A 22,715-nucleotide genomic window follows, 5' to 3' on the forward strand; every position below is an offset into this window, starting at 1 on the left:
GAGAGGCGACAGTACGCCCATTTCATGAATTCGTGAACTACGTGAAGGCGATCCTCACGAAACACTCACGGCGACCGAGTGCCAGCCGGTGGCGCCGTCCGGCGCCGGGGGAGCGGAAGCTCCGGTCTGCGGCTTCCCGTCGGCGCCGATCGCGCGGCAGCGGATGTCGTGATCACCGGCATCCGCGCGCCAGGGAAGCCGCCACTGCACCCACGTGTCATCGGAGATCGCCGTGGCGAGCTCGGCGCGCTGCCACGGGCCGCTGTCGACCTGCACCTCGACGCCGGTGATGCCGGAGTGCGGCTGCCAGGCCACGCCCGCGATCATCGTGTCGCCTGCGGTCAGCGGGGTGCCGGAACGCGGTACGTCGATGCGGGACTGCAGCTTGATCGGACCCTTCGCCGACCAGCCTCGATCGGTCCAATAGGCCGTCACGCGGTCGAAACGGGTGACCTCGAGGTCGGTGACCCACTTCGTCGCCGACACGTAGCCGTACAGGCCGGGGACGACCATCCGCACCGGGAAGCCGTGCTCGAGAGGCAGCGGTTCGCCGTTCATGCCGATGGCCAGCAGCGCGTCGCGGTCGTCGGTGAACACCTCGAGCGGCGTGCCGGCGGTGAAGCCGTCGACCGAGGTGGAGAGCACCATGTCGGCATCGGCATCGGGCTGCGCCCGCTTCAGCAGCTCGCGGATCGGGTAGCCAAGCCAGGTGGCGTTGCCGACCAGGTCGCCGCCGACCAGGTTCGACACGCACGACAGCGTCGCAGTGGTCTCCTGGAGGGGCAGCGCGAGCAGCTCGTCCCAGGTCAGCGTCACCTCGTGCGCGACCATTCCGTGGATGCGCAGCCGCCAGTCCGCGGGGTCGACGGAAGGCACGACCAGTGCAGTGTCGATCCGGTAGAAGTCCTGGTTCGGGGTGATCAGGGGAGTGATGCCGGGGACATCGAGCTCGGCGCCCGCGGGGATCGCCGGGGCGGGGGTCTTGGGCGCCGGCAGACGGATCGCCGTGCGGACGGCCGTGACCGCGGTCGAGCCGGCCCTGGCCAGTGAGCCTGCCACCGCGAGCACGACTCCGGCGGCGGCCGTGCCGGCTGCCCAGCCCAGGAACCTGCGGCGGGAGACTCCGTCGCTCGGTACGGATGCAGGCACGTTGTCGCGCCTGTCGGCGGACACGCCGAGGTCTTGGCCTGCGGGTGTACTTTCCGCCTGCATCCGTACCCGGTTCAGCAGCCGCAGCGCGGTCGCGGCGACGGCGCCGGCGAGCACCGACGGCAGCCAGGCCGTGAACCCGGCATCCGGTCTGGTGAGCGAGAGAATACCGACGCCGACCCCGAGAACCGCGAACGCGACGACTCCTGAGCGCGGCCAGCGCGCCTCGGCCAGGCCGGCCAGGGCGGATGCCGCGAGCAGCACGATCGCGATGCCGATCAGCAGCGCGGTCTTGTCGTTCGTGCCGAACCACGCGATCGCCGTGTCCTTCGCCCAGGCGGGTGCGGCGTCGATCAGCGCGCCGCCGACGACCGCGAAAGGGCTCGATGACGGGGCGAACAGTGCGGCGACGAACTCGCCGGCTCCCGCGCCGAGCAGCGCCGCGGCGACGCCGGCCGCGGCGGCCGGCCAGCGCGTCGTTCGGCTCATGACCTCAGCGTACGAGCGCCAGGCGCCGGCATCCTCGTTTCTCACGGATTCGTAAGCTTCGTCGTCCGCCACTCGGGTCGCATTTCGCCCGGTATGCACGGACCGCGAGGATCCAGATCGCAGTTCAGCCCGGTATACCGCGCGCATAGCGGGTTGAACTGCGACCGGAACGGTGGGGTGCTGCGCATAGCGGGGCGAATTGCGATCGGAACGGTGGGGTGCTGCGCGAACAGGGGCGAACTGCGACCCGAGCGACGAGGGCGCGCGGTCGAAGAGGTCGAGGGGCGCCGTCGTGGGAGGAGACGGCTCGGGCTGACGAAGTCAGTGACGCAGCGCTCGGGAGAACACCGCCATCAGCAGCGCCGCGGCGAACGCCACGAGCATCGTCGTGCCGAGCAGCGTCGCCGAGACTCCGAAAGCCGACACCAGCGGCGGCACGAGCGCACCGACCAGCAGCGTCATCGTGCCGAGCACGGCCGAAGCCGAGCCCGCTCCGCGGGTGATCCGCCCGAGCGCGAGCGCCGTCAGCGCCGGGTTGTTCACGCCGTGCGCCGACACCGCGACGAACAGCGGCACGAGCAGCCACGGCAGTGCCGAAGAGGTCACGGCTGCGAGCACCACAGCGATCGCGGCGGCGAGGCCGACCGTGAGCGCCAGTCGCACCATCCGTGCGCCCGGCACCCGCCCGGCCATCCGCCGGTTCAGCTGTGCCGCGCCCAGGATGCCGAGCGAGTTCACCGCGAACACCGCCGCGAAGCCCTGCGGACTCAGCCCGTACTGCTGCTGCAGCACGAACGGCGACAGCTGCAGATAGGCGAACAGCACGATCCCGGCCAGCGAGAGCGTCAGCGCGGTCAACATGAACCCGCGGTTGCCGAGCGCGGCGCCGATCCCACGGAAGTCGTTCCGGATGCCGCCGCTCGTGCGCTCGTCGCGGGGCAGCGACTCCGGCACGAGCAGCGCCGACACCACCAGCAGCAGGATGCCGATCACGGCGAGCGTCACGAACACGCCGCGCCAGTCGCTGAAGGTCACCACGGCGCCACCGATCAGCGGGGCGAGCACCGGCGCCACGCCCATGACCGCGGCGAGCGTCGAGAACGCGATCATGGCCTCGGTGCCGGAGAACAGGTCGTGCACGACCGCGCGGGCGATCACCATACCGCCGGCACCGCACAGGCCCTGCACCAGGCGGATCGCGATCAGCACCCCGATGGTCGGGGCGAGGGCGCAGAGCACCGAGGTGATCACGAATCCGGCGACGGCGATGATCAGCGGCATCCGCCGGCCGTACCTGTCGCTGATCGGTCCCCACAGCAGCTGACCGATCGCGAGGCCGATCATGCAGGCGCTCATCGTGAACTGCGTGAGCGACTCGGATGCGGCGAGATCATCGCCCAACTGCGGCAGCGACGGCAGATACACGTCGAGCGAGATCGGTCCGAAGGCGGTCAGCGCACCGAGCGCGAGCATGAGTGAGCGCGGATGCCCGTTCGCCATCGGTCAGGCCTCGGACGGCTCTGCGCCCGGCTTCGGCGCACGCGGACGCTCGGCGTCGGGCAGGCGCAGCGGCGTGGTCGACGCGGCGGGGTCGCTGTACGAGGTCGGCTCCATCGCCCGGACCACCGACACCGGGCGGGTCTCGTCGAGCGTGAGCAGGAACCTGCTGTCCTCATCACGGTGCAGACGGCCCGACCACATCATCCAGCTCACGCCGATCGCGCAGGCCAGCAGGCCGGCGACGCCGCCGACGTCGATCGCGGCGCGCGGGCCGAACGTGTCGGCGACCCACCCCGCGATCGGCGCCCCGATCGGCGTCGAACCCATCACGACCGCCATGTACAGGGCGAGGACCCGGCCGCGCAGCGCCGGGTCGGTCGTGGTCTGCACGTAGCCGTTGGCCGTGGTCAGCATGGTCACGGTGGAGAAACCGACGAACACCAGCACGACGGCGTACAACGCGTACGCGGGCATCAGTGCCGAGACGACGGATGCCACGCCGAAACCGCCCGCGGCGATCACGAGCACCCGCACCCTGGCCCGGTCGCGACGAGCGGCGAGCAGAGCGCCGGCCAATGATCCGATCGCGAGCACCGAGCTGAGCAGCCCGTAGCCGTCGGCGCCTCGTTCGAACTCGAGTGCCATCGTCGAGGCGAAGATCGGGAAGTTCATGCCGAAGGCGCCGATCAGGAACACCATCACGAACACGACCTTCAGGTCGCTGCGGCCCATCACGTAGCGGAATCCGGCGGCAAGGCCGCCTCCGCCGCGGCGGCCCTTCGCCCGCGGCACCAGCTCGTTCCTCCGCATCAGCATCAGGGCGATGAGCATCGCGAGGAAGGTCACGGCGTTCGCGACGAACACCCAGCCCGAGCCGATCGCGACGATCAGCACACCGCCGACCGCAGGCCCGATCATGCGGGCCATGTTGAACGACGCCGAGTTCAGGGCGACCGCGTTCGACGCGTCCTCCATGCTCACCATGTCCGAGACGAAGGCCTGCCGGGCCGGGGCGTCGAAGGCGTTCGTGATGCCGAAGCACAGCGCGAAGCCGAACATCATCGGCAGGGTCAGCACGCCGGTCAGCAGCGTCGCGGCCACGCCGAGCGCCAGGAGCATCAGCACCGTCTGCGTGACCAGCAGCACCTTGCGCCGGTCGAAGCGGTCGGCGACATAGCCGGTCAGGCCGACCAGCAGCAGCGGGGGCCCGAACTGCAGCGCCATCGTGATGCCCATGGCGGAGGCGTCGTTGTCGGTGAGCTCGGTGAGCACGACCCAGTCCTGCGCGGTGGACTGCATCCAGCCGCCGATGTTCGAGATGACGGCGCCGATGAACCAGGTGCGGTAGTTGAAGTTCGCGAAGGAGCGGAACATCGGCGACGCCGCGAGGCTCATCGCTCGGCCACCTTCCGCATCAGGGCGCTGGCTTCGCGCAGCGTCTGCAGGTCGTCCTCGCTGAAGTCCAGGCCGGCGAGAGCGTCCGCGAGCGCTGTGTCGCGCCGGGTGATGGTCGCGGCGACGATGTCGGTGCCGGTCGGAGTGATGTCGATCTGCACTCTGCGGCGGTCGTCCTCGTCTGGCACGCGCACGACGTAGCCGGCCTCCTCGAGACAGTTCACGGTGCGGTTCATCGACGGCGCCGAGACGTGCTCGCGCTCGGCGAGCGAGCCGAGCGTGGCCCGACCGTGTGCGCGCAGAGTGGCGAGCACGGCGAACTGAGCGTCGCTCATCGAATCGACCGCGCGCTCGCGGCGGAGCCGTCTGGCCAGGCGGAACGTCGCCAGCCTCAGATCGACGGCGGCGGCACGGAACGAGTCTTCGGAAGCAGTCACTATTTAGCTAGTCTAACTAAATTTCTCCTGGAAAGCGATATCCAGAACCGGATCGGACATGGATGCCGCATGGACAGGAACCGGTTTCTCGGCTACCGTGATTCGGGTGAACCTCGTCGACGATGCGAGTCGGTACCGCAACCCGATCATCGATTCCGACGTGCCCGATCCGGATGCGATCCGCGTGGGCGACCGCTTCTACCTCGTGGCGTCGAGCTTCCACCGGGCGCCCGGCCTGCCGGTCTTCGAGTCGCGCGACCTGGTGTGCTGGACCCGCATCGGGTACGCGCTGGAGCGCAACGAACCGGCGGCCTGGTTCGCTCTTCCGCGGCACGGCGCAGGCGTGTGGGCGCCGTCGATCCGGCACCACGACGGACGGTTCCACATCGTCTTCCCGGATCCCGATCAGGGCATCTTCGTCGTCACCGCCGAGGACCCCGCCGGGCCCTGGTCCGCGCCGCGTCTGCTGCTGCCCGGCCTCGGGCTGATCGACCCGTGCCCGCTCTGGGACGACGACGGCAGCACCTACCTCGTGCACGGCTGGGCGCGCTCGCGGGCCGGCCGCAAGAACGTGCTCACGGTCGTGCCCGTCGACGAGGGGCTCGTCACCACGACCGGTCCCGCAGTCGACGTCATCGACGGCGATGTCCTCGAGGGCTTCACAACCCTCGAGGGCCCGAAGTTCCACAAGCGCGACGGGGAGTACTGGATCCTCGCGCCAGCGGGCGGCGTGGCGACCGGCTGGCAGACCGCGTTCCGCGCCGACAGTCCGTACGGCCCGTACCGACACAGGGTCGTGCTCGCCCAGGGCGACACCCCCGTGAACGGTCCGCACCAGGGAGCCTGGGTCGACGACGGCGAGGGCGGCGACTGGTTCCTGCATTTCCAGGACCGTGGCGTGTTCGGGCGCGTGCTGCACCTGCAGCCGATGGCCTGGGACGTCGACGGGTGGCCGCTCCTGGGCCGGGCTGTCGCCGGCGGCCCCGCCGAGCCCGTGCTCGAGCACCCGTCGCCGCTCGGTGGGCGGCAGGGCGCGCGCAGCCTGGCCTGCTCCGACGACTTCACCGACGGGTGCCCCGGCGCGCATTGGCAGTCGGAGGCCGGCCCCGACCCGCGCGCGGTCGTCGCCCCCGGGGAGAACAGCTGGTCCGAAAACACTCTGGCGCTCCGCGGAAGCCTCGACGGCGGCAGCATCCGCACCCTGCCGCGGGTGCTCTCGCAGCCGCTGCCCGGATGGAACAGTACGGCGTCCGTCGACGTCGAACTGGTGGACGCCGCACCGGGCGCCCGCGCAGGCATCGCGATCCTCGGTCTGGACTACGTCTGGGCGGGCGTGCGGCGCACGCCCACCGGCGACGTCGCGGTCGTCGCCGTGCGCGAGCGCGACGACCAGGAGGAGCGGGTCGTGGCAGCGGTGCCGCTGCGAGAGCCGCGCCTGCGCGCGACCCTCGACGTGGATGATGACGCTCGTGTGCGCGTGATCCTGCAGCCGGACGGTGCCAGGATCGACGTGGACCCGCGGTTCCGTGCGGTTCAGGGGCAGTGGGTCGGCGCGGCGATCTCCCTGTTCGCGGCTGGGGTGCACGGCGCGGACGAGACGATCGCACGGTTCGCCGAATTCCGCATCACGACGGGGGATCGATGACGATGGCAGGCAAGCGAGCACGCACGACGCCGACCCGCGAGACGACGATCATGGACATCGCCCGCACCGCCGGGGTGTCGAAGGCGACCGTGTCGCGGGTGCTCAACTCCGTGCCGACCGTGAACGAGGAGATCGCGCAGCGGGTGCGGCAGGTGATCGATGAGCTCGGCTACACGCCCAGCCAGACGGCGCGTTCGCTCTCGCTCGGGGTCAGCCGCACGGTCGGGGTTCTCGTGCCCGACCTCGGCAACCCGATGTTCCACCAGGTGCTGCACGGCTTCAACCGCGCCGCCGCACGCGACGGGTACCGCGTGGTCGTCGCCGATGCGTTCGAGGATGCCGACAGCGAGGCCGAACTGGCCAGAGACCTGCGCGACCGCACCGATGCCGTCGCGCTGTTCTCTCCCCGGATGACGCGGGCCGACCTGCTCGCACTGCTGCCGCGCGTCGCACCGGTGGCGGTGTTCAACCGCACCACCGGCCTGAACGCGGGATCGGTGCTGATCGACTACCACGAGGGTGTCATGGTGCTGGCCCGCCATCTGATCGCACTCGGCCACAGGAGGATCGCGTTCCTGGTCGGACCCGCATACGCGCGGGCGAACTGGGAGCGCGAGCGCGGCCTGAACGAGATCCGTGAGCAGGAGCCCGACGTCGAGATCGTCGACGTGCCCTGCGGACACTCCTTCGAGGAGGGGTACAGCGCATGGCCCGCCATCCGCGACAGCGCGGTCACCGCGGTGATCGCGTACAACGATGTGGTGGCGCTCGGACTGCTCGGACGGCTCTCCGAGGAAGGCGTCACCGTTCCGGCGCAGTTGTCGGTCGCCGGTTTCGACGACATCCCGTTCGCGCGCTACTCGTCGCCGTCGTTGACCACGATGACCTCGCGGCTCGGCGAGATCGGAGAGCGGGTGTGGGCGGTGCTGCGCGCCGAGATGACGGATGCGCCGGAGCGCGAACCCATCATGTTCTCGCCCGAGCTCGCCGTGCGCGGCAGTACCAAGGAGCTTCCATGACGATCGACGTGCTGCCCGGCGGCCTGATCCGTTACGACGACGGCACCGAGGTGCGGCGCGGCCTCTCGCCGCGGCCGTACCTCACCGCGAAGACGCCGGGCGGTGCGCCCGCCACCGAGGTCTCGCCCGACGATCACCTGCATCACCTCGGGCTCAGCCTGGCCCTGCCGGACGTGAACGGCGCGTCGTTCTGGGGCGGCAGCACGTTCCGTCGCGGCGAGGGCTCGGTCATGCTCGACAACCACGGCTTCCAGCAGGTGACGGGTCGCGAGAGCATGCCCGGTCGGGTGGACGAGCGGCTGGTCTGGCGCGCCCGCGACGGGCGCGCTCTGCTGCACGAGGAGCGCACGATCATCGCATCCTTCGACGCCGACATCGTCGCCGTGAACTGGACCACCCGGCTCACGCCCGCGGACGGCGAGGCCACGTTCGGCAGCCCGCAGACCAACGGCAGGCCCGGTGCGTTTTACGGCGGGCTGTTCTGGCGCACGGCGCTGCGCACCGCGCGCATCCGCACCGCGGACGGCGCCGGTGTGGATGCCGCGCACGGCTCGCCTTCGCCATGGGTCGCGCTCGAGGGCGACGACGCATCGTTCGTCGCGGCGACCAGCACCGGCATGCCATGGTTCGTGCGCTCCGAAGGGTACGTGGGGTTCCTGCCGGCGGTGGCCGTCGAGGAGCGGCGCGTGCTCGAACCGGGGGAGACCCTGCTGCTCGACCTGGTGGTCGCGATCTCGGATGCTCCGTTCGCCGACCCGGCGGAGGTCGCCGGCCGGCTGCTCGCCGGTGTCCGCGACGCGGTATGAACCCGCAGGAACTGGTCACCCGGGCCGCTCAGGTCGGCATCGGCATCTGTTCGCTGCGGGCCAGCACGGGTGGACGCACCGTCGTGAGCCTCGGCTCCGACGAGCCGCACCGGATGTTCTCGGTGTCGAAGTCGATCACCGGGCTCGCCATCCTGCTGCTCGCCGAGGAGCGGATGCTGCGCCTCGACGATCCGGTGATCGCGCACTTCCCGGAGATGGCGCCGGTGCATCCGTGGCTCGCCGCGACCCGCATCGACGACATGCTCGCCATGATCGGCCCGCACCGGCGCACCACCTACGACGAGGATGCCGGAGGCTGGCTGGAGTCGTACTTCCGGGTGGAGCCGGTGAGGCCGCCCGGCGTCCGGTTCACCTACGACACCAGCGCGTCGTACGTGCTGGCCGCGCTCGTCGAACGGCTGGCCGGAATGCCGATGCTGGAATACCTGCGCCCACGGCTGCTCGATCCGCTCGGGATCGGGGCGGAGGCGCGGTTCGTCACCGGGCCGGAGGGCATCAGCCATGGCGGCTCGGGGCTGGTCATCGCGCCCGGCGACCTGCTGCCGGTCGCGGAGGTGCTGAACGCCGGCGGCGCCGGCGTGCTGCCCGAGGCCGTCGTCGCAGGGCTGCTCGAGCCCCGCAGCGACCCGTCCCCGCAGAACTGGGGCATCCCGTTCCTGACCGGCTACGGCCGGCAGATCTGGCTGCCCGGCGACGGCACCTGGATGATGTTCGGGATGCATGGCCAGTTCGTCTACGGCGACCCGGCCCGCGCCGTCGCCGCGGTCGTGGCTTCCGACCCGCTGCCCGGGATGGCTCCTGGCGCCGACCGGCAGGTCGCGCGGATGCTGCTCGAGGCGCTCGCCGCCCCGATCAGCCCTTGACCGACCCGATCATCGCGCCCTTGACGAAGAAGCGCTGCACGAACGGGTAGACGATCAGCATCGGCAGGGTGGCGACGAAGATCACCGCCATTCGCACCGACTGCGCGGGCGGCACCACATCCACCGCGGAGTCGTCCGCGTTCATGCCGCTCGCGACGATCACGATCTGGCGCAGGAGCACCTGGATCGGCCACTTCTCGGAGCTGTTGATGTAGAGGATCGCGCTCTGGTAGGTGTTCCAGTAGTAGACCGCGTAGAACAGGCCGATCGTCGCCAGTGACGCCATCGACAGCGGCAGCACGATGCGCCAGAACACGCCCAGCTCGGTGCATCCGTCGATGCGTGCGGCCTCCTCGAGGCTCTCCGGCATGGCCTGGAAGAAGCTGCGCATGATCACGAAGTTGAACGCGTTGATCGCGACCGGGATGATCAGCGACCACAGCGAGTCGATCATGCCAAGGCTCTTCACCACGATGAACGTGGGGATCATGCCGCCGCTGAAGAGCATGGTGAACACGACCAGGAAGTTGATGACCCGCCGACCCTTGAGGTGCTTCTTCGACAGCGCGTACGCCATGAACGCGGTCAGCACCAGGCTGATCATCGTGCCGCCGATGGTGACGACGGCGGAGACGCCGAGCGCCCGGAAGATCGTCGGCGTCGACAGGATGTAGCGGTAGGCGTCCAGCGAGAACGTGTGCGGCCAGAGGATGAACGGGCGCGTGGCCAGCTCACCCGGCGTGGACAGGGAACTCGCCAGCACGTTCACGAACGGCAGCACGCACACCAGGGCGAACGCGGTCAGCAGCAGGGCGTTGACCACGACGAAGACCCGGCGGCCGGGGGTGATCCGACGGCGCTTGCGGTTCTCGCGGCGCACCTGGATCGGGATGGTCGCGCTGTCCACGCGAGGGGTGCTGGTCATCTCATGCTCCGCTCTGCGGCCGGGCGCAGGCGCGCAGCGGCTTCGGATGCCGTGCCGCGCGCCTGCGTCCGGGTCTCGGTCACTTCTTCTTGCTGTCCTTGTACGACGCGGTGAACTCGTCGACGACCTTGTCCAGTCCCTTGCCGCCCAGGCTGTCGATCGCCGCCTCGTAACCGTCCATGTCGAGCTGACCGACCATGAACTTGTTGTACGCATCGTTCGCGCCCTGCGCGATCGTCGACCAGCTCTGGTCGAACGTGTCGGACGACAGCGGCAGCGAGGGGTCGACGACCGCGAACTCGGTGTTCTCGTCCATCAGCTTCTGGCCCTCGTCGACATACGGCGTGCTGCTCTTGAAGGTCATCACGATGTCGGACGGGCGGGACGACGAGTACGGCTGCACCTCGGCCCCCCACTTCGGCTGATCACTGATCGTGACGACGCCGTCGGAATCGATCGTGTAATGATCGCCCTCGATGCCGTTGGTCATCAGGTCGAAGGACTTCTCGTCGAGCAGCTTGTCGATGAACGCGAGCACCGACTTCAGCTCGTCCTCGGTCTTGATCTTGGTGGTCGAGATGCCCAGCCAGCCGCCGAATCCGCCGTTGGTGTCGGACAGGATGCGCCGCGGCACGTCGCCGTAGGTCATGTCGTTCACGAGGGCCCAGGCCATCGGGGTCTTCGGGTCGGCGCTGGTGGCGAGGTTCATGTAGTTCTTCGCCTCGAACAGGCCGGTCACCACGATGCCGCCCTTGCCCTGGGCGATGGCGTCCTGCTGGTTCTGCTTCTGCATCGTGACGAATTCCTGATTCACCGCACCCTGGTCGTACAGGTCGCGGTACCACTCCATGGCGTCCTTGAAGGCGTCCGTGGTGAAGGACGGGACGACCTCGTCATCGTCGGTCACCTCGAAGTTGTTGCCGGCGCCGAAGTAGCCCGCCAGCATCCGGAAGCCGAGCTTGAAGCTCTCGGCGCGATCGATGAACCCGGTGGTGTCGTCCTTGCCGTTGCCGTCCGGGTCGTCGTTCGTGAACGCGACGGCGACCTTGGCGAGGTCATCCAGGGTGTGCGGCGTCTCGAGGCCCAGCTTGTCGAGCCAGTCCTGGCGGATCAGCACGCCGTAGCGGGCCATCTGCTTCTGGAACGGCACGCCGTACAGGTGGCCGTCGACTCGTGCCGACGCGATCGTCTGCTTGTCGATCTTCGAGAGGTTCGGGTAGTCCTTCAGGTACTTCTCGACGTCCCAGAACTGGCCCGACTTCAACGCCTGGCGCACCGAGGTGTTCGAGATGTTGGTGAGCGAGGTGATGTCGGCGAGGGAGTCGGAGGCCAGGGCGGCATTGATCTTCTCGTCCTTCGAGGCGTCCGGCACCCACTGGAACTCCAGTGCCGAGCCGGTGTGCTTCTCGAGGGCGGTCTGGATCGGGCCGTCCGACTCGGGCGTGGTCGGCGTGTGCAGCATCGCCATCCAACTGATCTTCTCGGCGGTCTTCGGCTTGTCCGCACTCGCTCCCGCGTCTCCTGAGCTGCACGCGGTGAGCGCGAGCGCGGCGACGGCGACGGAAGCGACGGCGATTCCGAGCCTGCTGTGGTTCCTCATTCTGATGTTCCTCTCGCAAGGTGGACACGGGCATGCGCGCTTTCGCGAGCCCTGGGGGGTGAGGTCTGAGGATCGTCGGCGGTCAGCGACCCGAACACGACGCGCGTGACGAAGCCGATCGCGGCGGCGGGGATGCCGATGCCGAAAAGCAGGAGCGCGGGGAGCGCGAAGGTCGCCAGCAGCCACACGGCGCCGGTCACCGCCGCGCCGGCGACGATGGTCCACTGCAGCGACCCGATGCCGAGCATCAGCGCCGCCGCGATCTGCTGGTGCGGCCCGCGGATGTCGGTCGCCGCCATGACGGGGAAGACGTAGGCGGCGATGATGGCGATCACGACCAGGGCGACGATGTTCGCGAAGCGCAGCATCCATGTGCCGGCGCCGAGGATGTTGGTGCTGACGATCAGCGTCGCCGCGGTGAGGATCCAGCCCATCGCCGCCGCCCGCCAGTACTGCTCCCGGAAGTGGCCGAGGAACGCCCGAGTCACCGGCGGCGTCTCGCCGAACCGGAACCAGCGGTCGACGTACGCGGCGACGGCGAAGGACGCGGGGCCGATGCCGAACAGCACCAGCCCGGCCAGGGTGGCCGCGATCCAGAGCAGGTTCAGGTACGCCAGCTTGTACGCACCGCGCAGGAACAGGTTGAGCTTGACGAAGGCGTCGAAGGAGAACATCAGAACACGCCCTCCTCGCCGAACTTCTTCGCCATCCGGTTCGCCCCGACCACGAGCACCAGACCGACCAGGCCCTTGAACAGGCCGACGGCGGTGGCGTAGCTGAGCTGCCCGTTCTGGATGCCGGCTGTGTAGACGTAGGTGTCGAAGATCTCGCCGACCTCGCGGTTCAGCGAGTTCAGCATCAGGAACATGTGCTCGAAGCCGAGTTCGAGGAAGTCGCCGATCGCGAGGATGAACATCACGATGATGACGGGACGGATCGCCGGAAGGGTGATGTGCCAGGTCTGCGACCAGCGGCCGGCGCCGTCGATCTCGGCGGCCTCGTACAGCTGCAGGTCGACTCCGGTCATCGCGGCGAGGTAGATGATCGTGCCCCAGCCGGCGGTCTTCCAGACCTCCTGCATCGTGTACAGCGGGCGCAGCCAGTTCGGATCGGTCAGGAACGGGATCTCGGGCAGCCCCCAGGACTGCAGCAGCTCGTTGATGCTGCCGCCGTCTGTGGTCAGCAGTACGTAGAAGAGCGACACGACGATCACCCACGACATGAAGTGCGGCAGGTAGATGACGGTCTGGATGCTGCGCTGGAAGAACTTCAGGCGCAGCTCGTTCAGCATCAGGGCCAGGATGATCGGCACCGGGAACGAGAAGATCAGCAGCAGCAGTGAGATGACGACCGTGTTGGTCAGCAGCATCCCGAACGTGTCCTCGGTGAAGAACCGGACGAAGTGGTCGAACCCGACCCACGGACTGCCGGCGATGCCCCGGAACGGCGAGTAGTCCTGGAAGGCGATCACGAGACCGGCCATCGGCACGTACTTGAAGATGATGAAGTACGCGATGCCGGGCAGTGCCATCAGGTACAGCGCCTTGTGGCGCCAGATGTGCTGCCACCAGGTGCGGCGGCGCCGCGGGGGCAGGTCGACGGGCGGCTGCTCCACGCCGTCGCGGACGCGGATCGGTGCGAGATCGATCGCCATCGAGGGCCTCTTCCTGCGCTCATCGTCGAGTCGGGGTGGGGATCCCGGCCGAGAAAACGCTTTTCCAGGAACCGGTTTCCCGAGAGTAGCACGGGACAGGGGCGGCGACAACCGTCGGTTTCCGACATGCTTTACAACGTTATCCGAGAGCGCTCCCACGGCGAGCGGAGGCCGCGCGGTTCCGCTGGTGGCGCGGTACGCGCCAGAATGGTTCCCGTGACCATCGCCCTCGAACTCGCCGTCCAGGACACCGCCGGAGTGCGCATCGCCCGGGAGATCGGCGCAGCTCGCGTCGAACTGACCCAGGCGCTCGCGCTGGGCGGGCTGACCCCGTCGCCGGCGACGCTCGACCGCGCCGTCGAGGCCGCCGGGGGAGAGGTCGAGGTGCACGTGCTGGTGCGCCCTCGCGCCGGCGGATTCCGCTACGACATGGACGAGGTCGCGCTGATGGCGCACGATGTCCGGCACGCCGTCGCGGCCGGCGCCGCGGGCGTCGTGATCGGATGCCAGGCCGCTGACGGCGCTCTCGACCGCGACGCGATCGCACGACTGGTGGACGCCGCGGGCGCAGCATCCGTCACCCTGCACCGCGTGATCGACGTCACCCCCGACCCTCTGGCGAGCCTGCGCCTCGCGCGCGAGCTCGGCCTGCGTCGCGTGCTCACCTCGGGCGGGCGCTCGGCCGCGGTCGACGGCGTCGATCTGCTCGGCGACCTCGTGAGTGAGGCAGCCGGTGGGATCCAGATCATGGCGGGCGGCGGCATCGATGCATCGAACGTCGCCGAGGTCGCCAGGACCGGCGTGGACGCCGTGCACTTCTCCGCGAAGAAGACGGTGTTCGCGAACGACGACGTGAAGCTGGGCTCGTCCGACGACGGCGGCCACGAGGTCACCGACCCCCAGGCGGCACTCGCGATCGTCCGCGCACTGGGTCTCTGATCTCCTCAGCCCTTCGTCTCGCTTCGCGGCCCCTGAGCGAGGAGCACAGCGAATCGAAGAGTGCTCAGGAACCGGACCCTGAGCGAGGAGCGCAGCGACGAGGCGAAGGGTGTCCGCGCATCCGTAGACTCGAGGGCATGGCTGCTGAGGCGAGGACGACGGAGTTCATCGACGGTGACGGCATCGCGATCGTCTACGACGTGTACCAGGCGCAGGGGGCCGCGAGGGGCGTCGTGCAGCTGCTGCACGGCGTCGGCGAGCACGCCGGGCGCTACGGCGCGCTGATCGAGGCGCTCACCGGCGCGGGCTTCCACGTCTACGCCGATGACCACCGCGGGCACGGACGCACCGGGATCCGTCAGTGGGACGGTCCGGCGAAGCTGGGCCGCCTCGGCAAGGGCGGCATGCGGGCCGCTGTCGACGCGCTCTGGCAGCTCACCGGGATCATCAGGGCCGAGCATCCGGAGCTTCCGCTCGTGCTGCTCGGACACTCCTGGGGATCGTTCCTCTCGCAGAAGCTGCTGAACGCGCATCCCGGGGCCTATGACGCCGTGATCCTGAGCGGTTCCGCGCACCTCACCCCGCTCGACCTGAACGCCCTGCCGCTGAACGCGAAGTGGAACGGCCCGGATGCCGACGGGCTGGAGTGGCTCTCGCGCGACCCCGAGGTGTGGCGCGACTTCCACGACGACCCGCTGACCACCGAGGTGCCGCTACTGAAGCTGTTCGGCGTGATCGACGCCGCTCGACTGTACGGCCGCCCGGGCAAGAGCCTCGGCCACGACGTTCCGATCCTGCTCCTGGTGGGGCGCGACGACCCGGTCGGCGGGCCGCACAGCGTGCACAAGCTGGCCGACGGCTACCGGAAGCGATCCGGTCTGACCGACGTCGCGACGCTGGTCTACCCCGACGGCCGGCACGAGATCTTCAACGACGTCGACCAGGAGCAGGTGCGCAATGACGTGCTGGCCTGGCTGGAGAAGCACTTCCCCGCCGGGGGCACTGCCGGAAAGTAGGCTGGTTCCATGCACGGTGAGTACAAGGTCCCCGGGGGGAAGCTGGTCGTCGTCGATCTCGAGGTGCGCGATGACGTGATCCGCGACTTCCGCCTCGCCGGTGACTTCTTCCTGGAGCCCGACACTGCTCTCGACGACATCAACGCCGCCGTCGAGGGGATGCCGGTCGAGGCCGACGCCTCGACCATCGCCGCAGCCGTCCGCGGCGCCCTGCCCGACGGCGCGCAGCTGCTGGGCTTCTCTCCCGAGGCCGTGGGCACCGCGGTGCGCCGCGCCCTGGTCACCGCGCCCGGCTGGCGCGATTTCGACTGGGAGATCGTGCACGAGAAGGCCGTGTCGCCGCGGATGAACCTCGCGCTCGACGAGGTGCTCACCGGTCGCGTCGGCGAGGGCCGCCGCAAGCCCACGCTGCGCATCTGGGAGTGGGACGAGTCGGCCGTCGTGATCGGGTCGTTCCAGTCGTACCGCAACGAGGTCGACCCCGAGGGCGCCGCCCGGCACGGGTTCGACGTCGTGCGCCGCATCTCCGGCGGCGGCGCGATGCTGATGGGCTCCGGACAGATCATCACGTACTCGCTGTACGTGCCGGCATCCCTCGTGCAGGGCATGACCTTCGCCGACTCCTACGCGTTCCTCGACGACTGGGTGCTGCAGGCGCTCCGGTCGCTCGGCATCGACGCGACCTACCAGCCGCTGAACGACATCGCCTCGCCGACCGGCAAGATCGGCGGCGCTGCGCAGAAGCGTCTCGCCAACGGCGGGGTGCTGCACCACGCCACGCTGTCGTACGACATCGACGGGCAGATGATGACCGAGGTGCTGCGCATCGGCCGCGAGAAGCTCAGCGACAAGGGCACGGCCTCGGCCGCGAAACGCGTCGACCCGCTGCGCAGTCAGACCGGCCTGCCGCGCGCGGAGATCATCGAGCGCTTCAAGGACACCTTCCGCTCGCTCACCGGGGCCGAGGACGGCGGAATCACGCCGGACGAGTACGCGGATGCCGAGGCGCTGGTGGAGTCGAAGTTCGCCACAGACGCGTGGCTGCATCGGGTCCCGTGACCCCGCACGTTGAGCGCCCTTCGTCTCGTCGCTCCGCTCCTCGCTCAGGAACCGCGGAGCCTGCTCCTGTCGAGATCATCGAGGGTGACAATCTCGAGGTCGCCGAGTCCCTGGCATCCGGCTCGTTCACGCTGATCTACCTCGACCCGCCCTTCAACACCGGGCGCGCGCAGACGCGCGAGCGCGTCGTCGCGACGCGCGCCGACGACGAGACGGATGCCGGCGACGGGCCGCTCGTCGAGATCAGTCACGGCTTCCACGGTCACCGCTACGAGCGTGTGCGCAGCATGCTGCACGCCTACGACGACCGCTTCGACGACTACGGCGACTTCCTCATGCCGCGGCTGCAGCAGGCCTGGCGTCTGCTCGCCGACGACGGCACGCTCTACTTGCATCTCGACTACCGTGAGGCGCACTACGCGAAGGTCATGCTCGACGCGGTGTTCGGGCGCGACGCCTTCCTGAACGAGCTCATCTGGGCCTACGACTACGGCGCGAAGTCGCGCCGGCGCTGGCCCACCAAGCACGACACGATCCTGGTCTACGCGAAGACGCCAGGCGGGCACTTCTTCGATTCGGATGCCGTGGATCGCGAGCCCTACATGGCTCCCGGCCTGGTCACGCCGGAGAAGGCCGCGCGAGGCAAACTGCCCACGGACGTCTGGTGGCACACGATCGTGCCGACCACGGGCCGGGAGAAGACCGGATATCCGACCCAGAAGCCCGAGGGCGTGCTGCGCCGCATCGTGCAGGCGTCCTCGCGACCGGGGGATCGCGTGCTCGACCTCTTCGCGGGCTCGGGGACGACCGGCGCCGTGGCATCCGCCCTCGGCCGCTCCGCGGTGCTGGTGGACTCGAATCCCGAGGCGATCCGCGTCATGCGTGAGCGGATCCCGCACGCGGAGGTGCGCAGCACAGGTCGTGGAGCGAGTCGAAGCGCCGAGACGTCGCGTGGGACTCAGGAACACAACGCTCGCGACTGAGTGCCATCGGGGCTAGGCTCACACGGAACGGCGTGTGCGCCAGGCGCACGCGGGTCCCCAGCGCAAAGGAGCGCCCATGCCCACCGTCCTCAACCGCGTCGTCGCGGGCCTCGCCCTCGCGACGGCCGCAGCGCTCGCGCTCTCGCCCGCCGCATCCGCCGCCCCGCCTGCCGCGAACGGGCCCACCCGATCCGGGAGCGACAGCGCGACGGTCACGGCACCCGATGGCCGCGTCTTCATCACCGACGAGCAGGGCCGCGCCCTTCAGCTGCGCGGCTACAACGCGTCGAAGTACGTCAACGACCGGCTCACGCCCGGTGACGTCGAGAAGATGGCCGACCAGGGGTTCGACTTCATGCGCCTCGTCGTGATGTGGCAGTACTTCGAGCCCGAGCAGGGCGAGTACGACCAGGCGTACTTCGACTACGTCGACTCCGTTCTCGACGCGGCCGACCGCGAGGGCGTCCGCGTCATGATCGACATGCATCAGGACGTCTACGGGGCGGCGTTCGGCTCCGGCGGTGCCCCGGAGTGGGCGACGCGCACGGACGGCCTTCCCTTCGAGGCCGACCCGGCGAACTGGTTCAACAACTACTTCCAGCCGGCCGTGATGCGCGCTTTCACGCACCTCTACGAAGACGAGGACCTGCAGCGCTCGCAGCAGGACCTCTGGAAGAAGATCGCCGGATCGTTCAAGAGGCACAAGAGCCTGCTCGGCTACGACCTGTTCAACGAGCCGTTCGGCGAGTTCCTCGAGTCCGACGGCGGGGACTGGGCGACGGCCTCGGCCCGCATGGAGTCGGGGCAGATCAGCGACATGTACGACCGGCTCATCCCGGCCATCCGCAGTGTCGACGACGACTCGTGGATCTTCGTCGAGCCCACCGTGCTGGTCGGCTACGGCGTGCCGACGCAGCTGCGCTCCTTCGACGACCCGCGCGACGGTGCGGCCAGGATCGGTTACGCGCCGCACTTCTACAACACGGGCGTCGAGGAGGGTGGCGACTGGACGCAGGACAGCTTCGTCACGGACTACGAGGCGGCGATCTCCGCGTACCCCACCGCGAACGGCATGCCGATGATCGTCGGCGAGTGGGGCGTGCCCAACTCGCGGACGCCGGGCAATGCGGCGCTCGTGGCGGCGCAGGTCTCGGCGATGGAGCGCTTCGCCAGCGGCTGGGCGATCTGGTACTACTGCGCCAGCAACGGCGGCGGTTACTGCGCGATGAACGGCGACGGCGCGGCGGCTCCCGGCAATGAGCCGGCCTACGGGCCTTACGCGCGTGCGATCGCCGGGCTCCCCGGCACTGAGCACTTCGATGCCGTGACCGGTGAGTACACCGCGACCTTCACGGCGGGCGGCGGGCGGACCGAGATCTGGGTGCCCCGCGCGACCTACGGCGCCGGCGCCGACGTGGAGGTCACCGGCGGCAAGGCGCACTACAACGCCAAGAAGCAGACGCTGGGCATCACCGCGAAGCCCGGATCGACGGTGAGGGTGACGCTCGCGAAGTGATCGTCGGGGCTGCGGCCGGCGCCCTTCGTCACTTCGGCTCGCTTCGCTCGCTCAGTACGGCGCTCGCTCGCTCTTCGCTCGCTCAGGAGCCGGTTTGTGCGACGTCACGGCCGCAGCAGCTCCAGGAACTGCTCGAGGTCGGCGACCATGTCGATCGACGGCGTGACCATCCAGGCCGTCTGCAATCCGTCGGCGAGGGCGTGTCCGGCGCGCATGATCCACTCCGGATCGAGGTCCGCGCGTATCTCGCCGCGCTCTTGGGCGGCGAGGAGCTGTGCACGGAACGCGTCGTGCACCCGAGCGGTGCGCTCTCGGAAATAGGCGTGCGCGGGATGCCCGGGGTCGCCGGCCTCGGCCTGCAGCTGGGAGTACAGCTGCACGAGTCCGGGAACTGAGGCATTGTGCCGCATGACCTGCAGGAAACCGGCCATGCCGTCGTCGCTGGCGCCCTCCTCGAAGTCCTGCTCGTCGCGGGCCTCCAGGATCGCGACGAACAGCTCTTCCTTGCTGCCGAAGTAGTGCAGCAGGCCGGCGGGGCTCAGCCCCGCGGCGTCCGCGATCTCGCGCACTGACGCCGCACGGTAGCCGTGCGACGCGATGACGGCGAGCGCGGCCTGGAGGATCTCCTCGCGCTTGGCGATGCCCTTCGCGTACACACCTCGTCCTGCCATGTGTCCAGCGTACTGGTGCCTCCTGAAAGCCGAACGTCGTTCGGAATCATCTTGCGAGGCGGCATCTGATCTGCGACGATGTCTCTTGAATAACGAACAGCGTTCGGTATTTATCGAAACCCGACCCGCTCGACGAGGAGCACCTCATGACCCTTCCCGACCCTGCCGCGGAGCTCGCTCCCACCGGGCTGATCTCTGCCGAACCACCCGCCGCCGGCGAGCCCGCCGCCAGCCCGCCCGCGCAGCGACGCCTGCTGCCGAGCATGCTGACCGCCTCACTCACCCTGTACGCCACCTATGCCGGGCTCATCGCGATCCTGCTGCCCACGCAGATCCAGCTGCTGTTCGGCGACGCGCACAAAGAGGCGAATCTCGCGATCGTCACGACCACCTCCTTCGTCTTCACGCTGTTCGCCCAGCCGCTCGCGGGTGCGTTCAGCGATCGCACCCGCTCGCGCTTCGGCCGTCGTGCACCCTGGATGGTCGTCGGCGCACTCGCCGGCGGCATCCTGCTGTTCGGCCTCGGCTCGCTGCAGCAGCTGGTCTGGATCACGATCTTCTGGGTGCTGATCCAGGTCTCGCTGAACTTCCTGCAGGCGCCGCTGACCACGATCACGGCCGACCGCTTCCCGCGCGCGAAGCGCGGTGGGGCGAGCGCGATGCTCGGAATCGGCATGCAGCTCGGCGGCACGATCGGCGTCATGCTCGCGAGCGCTCTCGCCGCGCAGTTCGGCGTCGCCTACTCGATCTTCGGCGCCGCGGTGATCGTCGTCACGCTGCTGTTCGTGGTGCTCAACCGCGACTGGTCGTCCAAGGATGCCGCGGTCGCGCCCTTCCGATGGGGCGCATTCTTCAAGGGCTTCTGGGTGAATCCGCGCAAGCACCCCGACTTCGGATGGGCGTTCGCGGCGCGGTTCCTGCTGATCCTCGGCTACTTCGTGGTCTCGACCTACCAGTTGTACCTGCTGCAGCAGTACATCGGGCTGTCGCTGTCCGAGGCGCAGGGCGCCGTGCTGACGCTCACCCTGGTGGCCTTCGTGCCCACGCTGCTGGCCATCGGCTTGGCGGGCTGGTGGAGCGACCGCGTCGGTCGCCGGAAGGTGTTCATCTACGTGGCATCCGTCGTGATGGTGGTCGGGTTCGTGATGCCGCTGATGATGCCGAGCATGACCGGAATGATCGTGATGAGCATCCTGAACGGCATCGGGTTCGGCGTGTACATGGCCGTCGACGCGGCGCTGATGACGGAGGTGCTGCCGAGCGAGGGGACGGATGCGGGCAAGGACCTCGGCATCCTCAACGTCGCCACGAACATCCCGCAGGCGCTCAGCCCCGTGATCGCTCTGCTGATCATCTCGTCGCTGGGCGGCTACGCGATGCTGTTCGTCTTCGCGATCGTCTTCGTGGTGCTCGCCGCCGTCGCCACCGCGCCGATCAAGGGAGTCCGTTGATGGCCGCCGCAGAAGGGAACGCAGTCATGACCGAATTCGTCGAGGTGCAGACCGCCGCAGGCCGGGTGCGCGGAGCGTGGCGTCCGACCACGGGCGGCAGGGGGAACCCGCAGTCGGCGGCGTTCCTCGGCATCCCGTTCGCCGAGGCGCCGGTCGGTGAGCTGCGTTACGCCGCGCCGGTGCCGAAGGCGCCGTGGCAGGGTGTTCGGGATGCTCTGGCGTTCGCGCCCACTGCGCAGCGCGGCGACCCCGGTGTGACGCTCATCCCCGAGCCGTCGATCCCTGGCGAGGCGACGCTGAACGTGAACGTGTTCACGCCCTCGCTCGGCGGCGCGCTGCCGGTGCTGGTGTGGATCCACGGCGGCGGGTACTTCGCGGGGTCGCCGGCGAGCCCCTGGTACGACGGGCGCAACTTCAACCGCGACGATGTCGTCACCGTGACGCTCTCCTACCGGCTCGGGTTCGACGGCTTCGGCTGGATCGAGGACGCCCCGTCGAACCGCGGTGTGCGCGACTGGATACTGGCCCTGGAATGGGTGCAGCAGAACATCGCCGCGTTCGGCGGCGACCCGTCGCGGGTGACCATCGCCGGGCAGTCCGCCGGCGGCGGTGCGGTCATGACCCTGCTCGGCATGGAGGCCGCGCAGCACCTGTTCCACGGCGTCTATGCGATCTCCGGCGCGCTCGCCGACGTGTCCGCGGAGCGCTCGGAGGCGTTCGGTCGTCAGCTCGCGGCATCCGGCGGCGTGCAGCCGACGCGAGCCGGGTTCTCGTCGCTGAGCGAGGACAAGGTGCTGGAGCTGCAGAAGGCGGCGACGGCCTTCGACGGCGGCGACATGTCGAAGATCATCGACGAGGGACTGCCGCTCGGCCCATCCGTCGACGGCGACCTCATCACGCGGCCGACGACGGAGTCACTGCGCGCCGGCGTCGGCGCCGACAAGCCGCTCGTGCTCGGCGCGACCGACGACGAGTTCACCATGGCGCTCGCGGATGCCGCGAAGATGCTGCGCTGGGTTCCCAAGGGGATGCTGCTCGGCAGGCTCGGCGTGCCGCGCGACCGGCGAGCGGCGTACCTCGCCGCGAACCAGGACGTCGTGAAGCTCGGCAAGGCGCGGCTGGCCGGCCGGGTGCTGACCGACCGGATGTTCCGCACCGCGATCCTCGGCATCGCCGCCGCGCGCGGCCCCGCGCCGACGTGGGTGTACCGGTTCTCGTGGCCCTCGGGGCACTTCGGCTTCGCCGAGCACTGCCTCGACGTGCCGTTCTTCTTCGACTGCCTGGACGGCCCCGCGATGGAGCCGCTCGCGGGACCCAACCCGCCGCAGGCTCTCGCCGACGCAGTGCACGGCGCCGCCGTGTCGTTCATCGTCTCGAGCGATCCGGGCTGGCCGGCGTGGGATGCCGCGGGGGTGGCACGCGTCTGGGACACCCCCTCGTCCGACCTCGTCGACGCCTACGCCGCGGTGCGCGCGCTGGTGTAGCCGCTCACGCCCTGCGTGTTCAGGTCGCAGTTCGTCGCGCTTCGGCATCGGGGCATCCGCTCGGGTCGCAATCGATCACGCTCTTCGACGGTC

The 22,715-nt window shown here is 69.3% G+C and carries 20 protein-coding genes; 11 read left to right on the plus strand and 9 right to left on the minus strand.

The window, feature by feature from the left end; all coding sequences use genetic code 11:
- Positions 1–54 precede the first annotated feature (54 nt).
- From ACFVDO_RS10205 to ACFVDO_RS10220, 4 genes are all read right to left on the minus strand, one after another.
- Complete coding sequence (locus ACFVDO_RS10205) at positions 55–1,638, minus strand: molybdopterin-dependent oxidoreductase (protein WP_378856092.1); 1,584 nt, start codon at positions 1,636–1,638, stop codon at positions 55–57.
- 321 nt (positions 1,639–1,959) lie between these two features.
- The gene (locus ACFVDO_RS10210) at positions 1,960–3,138 is read right to left on the minus strand and encodes a multidrug effflux MFS transporter (RefSeq protein ID WP_378856090.1); all 1,179 of its coding nucleotides are present in this window, start codon (positions 3,136–3,138) and stop codon (positions 1,960–1,962) included.
- Between the two features lie 3 nt (positions 3,139–3,141).
- Entirely contained in the window at positions 3,142–4,512 is a 1,371-nt protein-coding gene (locus ACFVDO_RS10215) for an MFS transporter (RefSeq protein ID WP_378856130.1), read from the minus strand.
- A 17-nt stretch (positions 4,513–4,529) separates the two neighbouring features.
- Positions 4,530–4,970: a MarR family winged helix-turn-helix transcriptional regulator gene (locus ACFVDO_RS10220; protein ID WP_378856088.1), complete on the minus strand. Its 441-nt coding sequence runs from the start codon at positions 4,968–4,970 to the stop codon at positions 4,530–4,532.
- A 106-nt stretch (positions 4,971–5,076) separates the two neighbouring features.
- Here ACFVDO_RS10220 and ACFVDO_RS10225 point away from each other — a divergent pair, with 106 nt between their 5' ends.
- Genes ACFVDO_RS10225 through ACFVDO_RS10240 form a run of 4 tightly spaced genes read left to right on the plus strand, consistent with a single transcriptional unit; the run spans position 5,077 to position 9,324 of the window.
- Positions 5,077–6,615: a family 43 glycosylhydrolase gene (locus tag ACFVDO_RS10225; protein ID WP_378856086.1), complete on the plus strand. Its 1,539-nt coding sequence runs from the start codon at positions 5,077–5,079 to the stop codon at positions 6,613–6,615.
- A gap of 2 nt (positions 6,616–6,617) precedes the next feature.
- Positions 6,618–7,634 (plus strand): LacI family DNA-binding transcriptional regulator, encoded by a 1,017-nt coding sequence (locus ACFVDO_RS10230; protein WP_378856084.1) that lies wholly within the window; start codon positions 6,618–6,620, stop codon positions 7,632–7,634.
- Positions 7,631–8,440 carry a DUF6807 family protein gene (locus tag ACFVDO_RS10235; RefSeq protein ID WP_378856082.1) on the plus strand — a complete coding sequence of 270 codons (810 nt, stop codon included), beginning with the start codon at positions 7,631–7,633 and terminating at the stop codon, positions 8,438–8,440. Before ACFVDO_RS10230 ends, ACFVDO_RS10235 begins: the two co-directional genes overlap by 4 nt.
- A complete protein-coding gene (locus ACFVDO_RS10240; RefSeq protein WP_378856080.1) occupies positions 8,437–9,324 on the plus strand; it encodes a serine hydrolase domain-containing protein in 888 nt (295 codons plus the stop codon). Before ACFVDO_RS10235 ends, ACFVDO_RS10240 begins: the two co-directional genes overlap by 4 nt.
- On the opposite strand, the gene ACFVDO_RS10245 is transcribed toward ACFVDO_RS10240, so the two are convergent.
- The 4 genes from ACFVDO_RS10245 to ACFVDO_RS10260 form a co-directional block, all read right to left on the minus strand.
- Positions 9,314–10,249 carry a carbohydrate ABC transporter permease gene (locus ACFVDO_RS10245; protein ID WP_378856078.1) on the minus strand — a complete coding sequence of 312 codons (936 nt, stop codon included), beginning with the start codon at positions 10,247–10,249 and terminating at the stop codon, positions 9,314–9,316. The two genes, ACFVDO_RS10240 and ACFVDO_RS10245, sit on opposite strands and share 11 nt — an antisense overlap.
- 79 nt (positions 10,250–10,328) lie before the next feature.
- Positions 10,329–11,849, minus strand: coding sequence for an extracellular solute-binding protein (locus ACFVDO_RS10250; protein WP_378856076.1), 1,521 nt, complete (start codon positions 11,847–11,849; stop codon positions 10,329–10,331).
- Positions 11,846–12,523, minus strand: a complete 678-nt coding sequence (locus ACFVDO_RS10255; protein WP_378856074.1) for a YesL family protein — start codon at positions 12,521–12,523, stop codon at positions 11,846–11,848. The genes ACFVDO_RS10250 and ACFVDO_RS10255 overlap by 4 nt, the downstream gene beginning before the upstream one ends.
- Complete coding sequence (locus ACFVDO_RS10260) at positions 12,523–13,503, minus strand: ABC transporter permease (RefSeq protein ID WP_378856072.1); 981 nt, start codon at positions 13,501–13,503, stop codon at positions 12,523–12,525. The genes ACFVDO_RS10255 and ACFVDO_RS10260 overlap by 1 nt, the downstream gene beginning before the upstream one ends.
- 207 nt (positions 13,504–13,710) lie before the next feature.
- Here ACFVDO_RS10260 and ACFVDO_RS10265 point away from each other — a divergent pair, with 207 nt between their 5' ends.
- The 5 genes from ACFVDO_RS10265 (at position 13,711) to ACFVDO_RS10285 (ending at position 19,016) form a co-directional block, all read left to right on the plus strand.
- Positions 13,711–14,442 (plus strand): copper homeostasis protein CutC, encoded by a 732-nt coding sequence (locus ACFVDO_RS10265; RefSeq protein ID WP_378856070.1) that lies wholly within the window; start codon positions 13,711–13,713, stop codon positions 14,440–14,442.
- Positions 14,443–14,579: 137 nt separating this feature from the next.
- A complete protein-coding gene (locus ACFVDO_RS10270; RefSeq protein WP_378856068.1) occupies positions 14,580–15,458 on the plus strand; it encodes an alpha/beta fold hydrolase in 879 nt (292 codons plus the stop codon).
- A 9-nt stretch (positions 15,459–15,467) separates the two neighbouring features.
- Complete coding sequence (locus tag ACFVDO_RS10275; protein WP_378856066.1) at positions 15,468–16,517, plus strand: biotin/lipoate A/B protein ligase family protein; 1,050 nt, start codon at positions 15,468–15,470, stop codon at positions 16,515–16,517.
- Positions 16,518–16,591: 74 nt separating this feature from the next.
- Complete coding sequence (locus ACFVDO_RS10280; protein WP_378856128.1) at positions 16,592–17,500, plus strand: DNA-methyltransferase; 909 nt, start codon at positions 16,592–16,594, stop codon at positions 17,498–17,500.
- A gap of 76 nt (positions 17,501–17,576) precedes the next feature.
- Positions 17,577–19,016 carry a cellulase family glycosylhydrolase gene (locus tag ACFVDO_RS10285; protein WP_378856064.1) on the plus strand — a complete coding sequence of 480 codons (1,440 nt, stop codon included), beginning with the start codon at positions 17,577–17,579 and terminating at the stop codon, positions 19,014–19,016.
- Positions 19,017–19,120: 104 nt separating this feature from the next.
- On the opposite strand, the gene ACFVDO_RS10290 is transcribed toward ACFVDO_RS10285, so the two are convergent.
- The gene (locus ACFVDO_RS10290; RefSeq protein WP_378856062.1) at positions 19,121–19,687 is read right to left on the minus strand and encodes a TetR/AcrR family transcriptional regulator; all 567 of its coding nucleotides are present in this window, start codon (positions 19,685–19,687) and stop codon (positions 19,121–19,123) included.
- Between the two features lie 146 nt (positions 19,688–19,833).
- On the opposite strand from ACFVDO_RS10290, the gene ACFVDO_RS10295 reads away from it, so the two are divergent.
- Together ACFVDO_RS10295 and ACFVDO_RS10300 are read left to right on the plus strand one after the other, a co-directional pair.
- Complete coding sequence (locus ACFVDO_RS10295) at positions 19,834–21,138, plus strand: MFS transporter (protein ID WP_378856060.1); 1,305 nt, start codon at positions 19,834–19,836, stop codon at positions 21,136–21,138.
- Between the two features lie 26 nt (positions 21,139–21,164).
- Complete coding sequence (locus ACFVDO_RS10300) at positions 21,165–22,622, plus strand: carboxylesterase/lipase family protein (RefSeq protein ID WP_378856058.1); 1,458 nt, start codon at positions 21,165–21,167, stop codon at positions 22,620–22,622.
- Positions 22,623–22,715 lie beyond the last annotated feature (93 nt).

The organism is Microbacterium sp. NPDC057741, from assembly GCF_042798735.1.
Classification (GTDB): domain Bacteria; phylum Actinomycetota; class Actinomycetes; order Actinomycetales; family Microbacteriaceae; genus Microbacterium.

Bases quoted from the DNA above. Each gene is read 5' to 3' on its own strand.
- ACFVDO_RS10270 (WP_378856068.1), top strand. From the start codon at position 14,580: ATGGCTGCTGAGGCGAGGACGACGGAGTTCATCGACGGTGACGGCATC.
- ACFVDO_RS10215 (WP_378856130.1), bottom strand. From the start codon at position 4,512: ATGTTCCGCTCCTTCGCGAACTTCAACTACCGCACCTGGTTCATCGGC.
- ACFVDO_RS10265 (WP_378856070.1), top strand. From the start codon at position 13,711: ATGGTTCCCGTGACCATCGCCCTCGAACTCGCCGTCCAGGACACCGCC.
- ACFVDO_RS10245 (WP_378856078.1), bottom strand. From the start codon at position 10,249: ATGACCAGCACCCCTCGCGTGGACAGCGCGACCATCCCGATCCAGGTG.
- ACFVDO_RS10205 (WP_378856092.1), bottom strand. From the start codon at position 1,638: ATGAGCCGAACGACGCGCTGGCCGGCCGCCGCGGCCGGCGTCGCCGCG.
- ACFVDO_RS10255 (WP_378856074.1), bottom strand. From the start codon at position 12,523: ATGTTCTCCTTCGACGCCTTCGTCAAGCTCAACCTGTTCCTGCGCGGT.
- ACFVDO_RS10250 (WP_378856076.1), bottom strand. From the start codon at position 11,849: ATGAGGAACCACAGCAGGCTCGGAATCGCCGTCGCTTCCGTCGCCGTC.
- ACFVDO_RS10295 (WP_378856060.1), top strand. From the start codon at position 19,834: ATGACCCTTCCCGACCCTGCCGCGGAGCTCGCTCCCACCGGGCTGATC.
- ACFVDO_RS10300 (WP_378856058.1), top strand. From the start codon at position 21,165: ATGACCGAATTCGTCGAGGTGCAGACCGCCGCAGGCCGGGTGCGCGGA.
- ACFVDO_RS10240 (WP_378856080.1), top strand. From the start codon at position 8,437: ATGAACCCGCAGGAACTGGTCACCCGGGCCGCTCAGGTCGGCATCGGC.
- ACFVDO_RS10285 (WP_378856064.1), top strand. From the start codon at position 17,577: ATGCCCACCGTCCTCAACCGCGTCGTCGCGGGCCTCGCCCTCGCGACG.
- ACFVDO_RS10275 (WP_378856066.1), top strand. From the start codon at position 15,468: ATGCACGGTGAGTACAAGGTCCCCGGGGGGAAGCTGGTCGTCGTCGAT.
- ACFVDO_RS10290 (WP_378856062.1), bottom strand. From the start codon at position 19,687: ATGGCAGGACGAGGTGTGTACGCGAAGGGCATCGCCAAGCGCGAGGAG.
- ACFVDO_RS10260 (WP_378856072.1), bottom strand. From the start codon at position 13,503: ATGGCGATCGATCTCGCACCGATCCGCGTCCGCGACGGCGTGGAGCAG.
- ACFVDO_RS10210 (WP_378856090.1), bottom strand. From the start codon at position 3,138: ATGGCGAACGGGCATCCGCGCTCACTCATGCTCGCGCTCGGTGCGCTG.
- ACFVDO_RS10235 (WP_378856082.1), top strand. From the start codon at position 7,631: ATGACGATCGACGTGCTGCCCGGCGGCCTGATCCGTTACGACGACGGC.
- ACFVDO_RS10230 (WP_378856084.1), top strand. From the start codon at position 6,618: ATGGCAGGCAAGCGAGCACGCACGACGCCGACCCGCGAGACGACGATC.